Source organism: Microbacterium sp. Bi128, assembly GCF_918698205.1.
In genome coordinates this window covers 1-2,146 of sequence record NZ_CAKKMM010000873.1, presented here as the reverse complement: position 1 = coordinate 2,146, position 2,146 = coordinate 1, and the positions used below count along the sequence as shown (strand labels likewise).

Genomic DNA, 2,146 nt, shown 5'->3' with positions numbered 1-2,146 from the left:
GGTTGACCTTGGGGTTGAGCTTGCCGGACACGGCGGCGGTCAGGGTGGTGAGGATCGGGTTGTTGGACGCCGCGGTGGCTACCGGGTCAAGCGCCATGCCGGAGACGGAGCCGGCACCGCTGGGAACCTGGGCGGCGTAGGCGGCGCAGCCGGAGCCGACGAGGTTGGCGGCCGGATCCATGGCCGCGGCGGAGGCGCTCGTGGAGGGGGAGGCCATGCTGGATTCCGCCGGTGCGGAGGACGGGGCCGAGGAGGCGGGGGCCGACGAGGCGCTGGTTCCGCCACAGGCAGTGAGGCTGAGCATGGCGGCAGCTGCGATACCTGCAACGGCGAACGTGGTGCGCTTGATGTTCTGCATTTCGGTTTCTCCTTTGTTGTGCCGATGTTTGCCGGCGGCGAATTTTTGCCGCTGCGGCCCTTTCCCGACTGTTGGGCACCGACCCTTGGTTGGTGTCTCAATGGGTATTCGGCTGCTCGGAGGAAACGGATGGGTGCGGATGTGAAATTCTTTTTCGCGGCGTCAAAACTCCTGAAAAATCCCGGAACCGCGCCGGAAACCACAAGAACCCCGGTCCGAAGACCGGGGTTCTCTCTGTGCGCAAGGGGGGACTTGAACCCCCACGCCCGAAGGCACAGGAACCTAAATCCTGCGTGTCTGCCAATTTCACCACTCGCGCGCGGCGCCGTCGTCGTCCCGGGAAAGAACCCCGGCGGCGGACGCCAGGCTCCATTGTACCTATTGCCGGTTTGCTGGTTGCAACGGCTGCCGCGGGCGGACGGACCGGAGACCGGGGACTAGGCGTCGAGTTTCAGGTCCCGGCGAAGTTTGGCGACATGCCCGGTGGCCCGGACGTTGTACTGTGCGACGGCAACCCGGCCGTCGGCGTCGACGACGATGGTCGAGCGGATCAGGCCCTGGTAGGTCTTGCCGTAGTTTTTCTTTTCGCCCCAGGCCGCGTAGGCCTCGGCGACGGAGTGGTCCTCGTCGGAGAGCAGCGGGAAGTTCAGCCCCTCGGCGGCCGCGAACGCGGCAAGCTTCCCGACGGGGTCGGGGGAGATGCCCACGACGTCATAACCTGCGGCCTGAAGCGCGCCGAGGGAATCCCGGAAATCGCAGGCCTCCTTGGTGCATCCCGGCGTGGCGGCTGCCGGGTAGAAGTAGAGCACGGTCTTCCGGCCCCGGAAATCCCGCAGGCTGACGTCCAGTCCTTCGGCGTTCTTGAGGGTGAAGTCCGGTGCTGTGGCACCGGCGGTGAGTCGCTCGGACACGGGTGTCTCCTTGGTGAGGTTGGTCATGAAGCGGGGTGATAATCCAGCGTAGTGACGCGATCGGCGCCGGACGAATCCGCTGCTCGCTATACTCTTGGGTATGCCTGATATGGATCGCTGGCCCACGGGCCGCCTATTGTCCACGGCAGCACGTCTTGTAGAACACTCCTGGAACGAAAAATTGGGGGCCATTGGCCTGACCCATGCCGGGGTGATCGCCATGGAGGTGCTCTCGGCGAATGGGCCGATGACGCAAGCCCAATTGGCCCAGCTCGTCCGGGTCCAGGCCCAGACGATGGGCAAGACACTGAGCCGGCTGGAAGCGCACGGCCACATTTCGCGGCACCGCAGCACCTCCGACCGGCGCAGCCATGTGGTGTCGCTGACTGACCAGGGGCGCGAGGCGGTTGCCGCGGCCGCCGACATGGAACGTTCCGTGCTCGCCGCCACGCCCATTGACCCCGACGTGCTGCGGCAGGAGCTCCAGGCCGTGGTCAGGGTGCTGGCAACCAAGTCTTCCTCGCCGGAGGCCAATGCCATCGTCACGGCTGCCGAGCCGGGCGCCATTGCCGGGGCCACCCCGCTGAATTAGCCACGCTGCTGAGGGGGAACGGGAACGGGACGGCAGGGTTTCCCGCCGTCCCAATCAGTTCCGTTCTCGAGGCCTTCAGTGGTGACCGGTCACCAGGTGTTCCTGTGGTGGTTGTGTTTCTTATTGTCGTGCCGGTTTCCGTGATGGTCCCAGAACCCGTCCTTGTCATGCCGGCAGCCGTCCCGGCCCGTCCATGAGCCGCGGTGGTCGTTGTCGTCACGCCAATTGCCATGATCGTCGCGCCAACCCCATCCGTCGGCGTTGTCATGCCACCGGTTCTCCCCG

The 2,146-nt window shown here is 65.8% G+C and carries 3 protein-coding genes, 1 tRNA gene and 1 pseudogene; 1 reads left to right on the top strand and 4 read right to left on the bottom strand.

Going from position 1 to position 2,146, the window contains the following annotated elements:
- The 3 genes and pseudogenes from LQV45_RS27485 to bcp form a co-directional block, all read right to left on the bottom strand.
- A pseudogene (locus LQV45_RS27485) lies at nt 1-358 on the bottom strand (fasciclin domain-containing protein); the annotation flags it as partial.
- A gap of 237 nt (nt 359-595) precedes the next feature.
- Nucleotides 596-677, bottom strand: a tRNA-Leu gene (locus LQV45_RS27480).
- Between the two features lie 118 nt (nt 678-795).
- Entirely contained in the window at nt 796-1,269 is a 474-nt protein-coding gene (bcp, locus tag LQV45_RS27475) for a thioredoxin-dependent thiol peroxidase (RefSeq protein ID WP_230010000.1), read from the bottom strand.
- Nucleotides 1,270-1,378: 109 nt separating this feature from the next.
- Between bcp and LQV45_RS27470 the strand changes: the two genes are divergently transcribed.
- Nucleotides 1,379-1,861 carry a MarR family transcriptional regulator gene (locus LQV45_RS27470; protein ID WP_043433894.1) on the top strand — a complete coding sequence of 161 codons (483 nt, stop codon included), beginning with the start codon at nt 1,379-1,381 and terminating at the stop codon, nt 1,859-1,861.
- An 89-nt stretch (nt 1,862-1,950) separates the two neighbouring features.
- Here LQV45_RS27470 and LQV45_RS27465 read toward each other — a convergent pair.
- On the bottom strand, nt 1,951-2,146 hold a 196-nt coding region (locus LQV45_RS27465), incomplete at its 5' end, for a hypothetical protein (RefSeq protein WP_230009994.1).

What these genes read in the sequence shown, in the direction of transcription:
- LQV45_RS27470 (WP_043433894.1), top strand. Translation starts at nt 1,379, where the DNA reads ATGGATCGCTGGCCCACGGGCCGCCTATTGTCCACGGCAGCACGTCTT.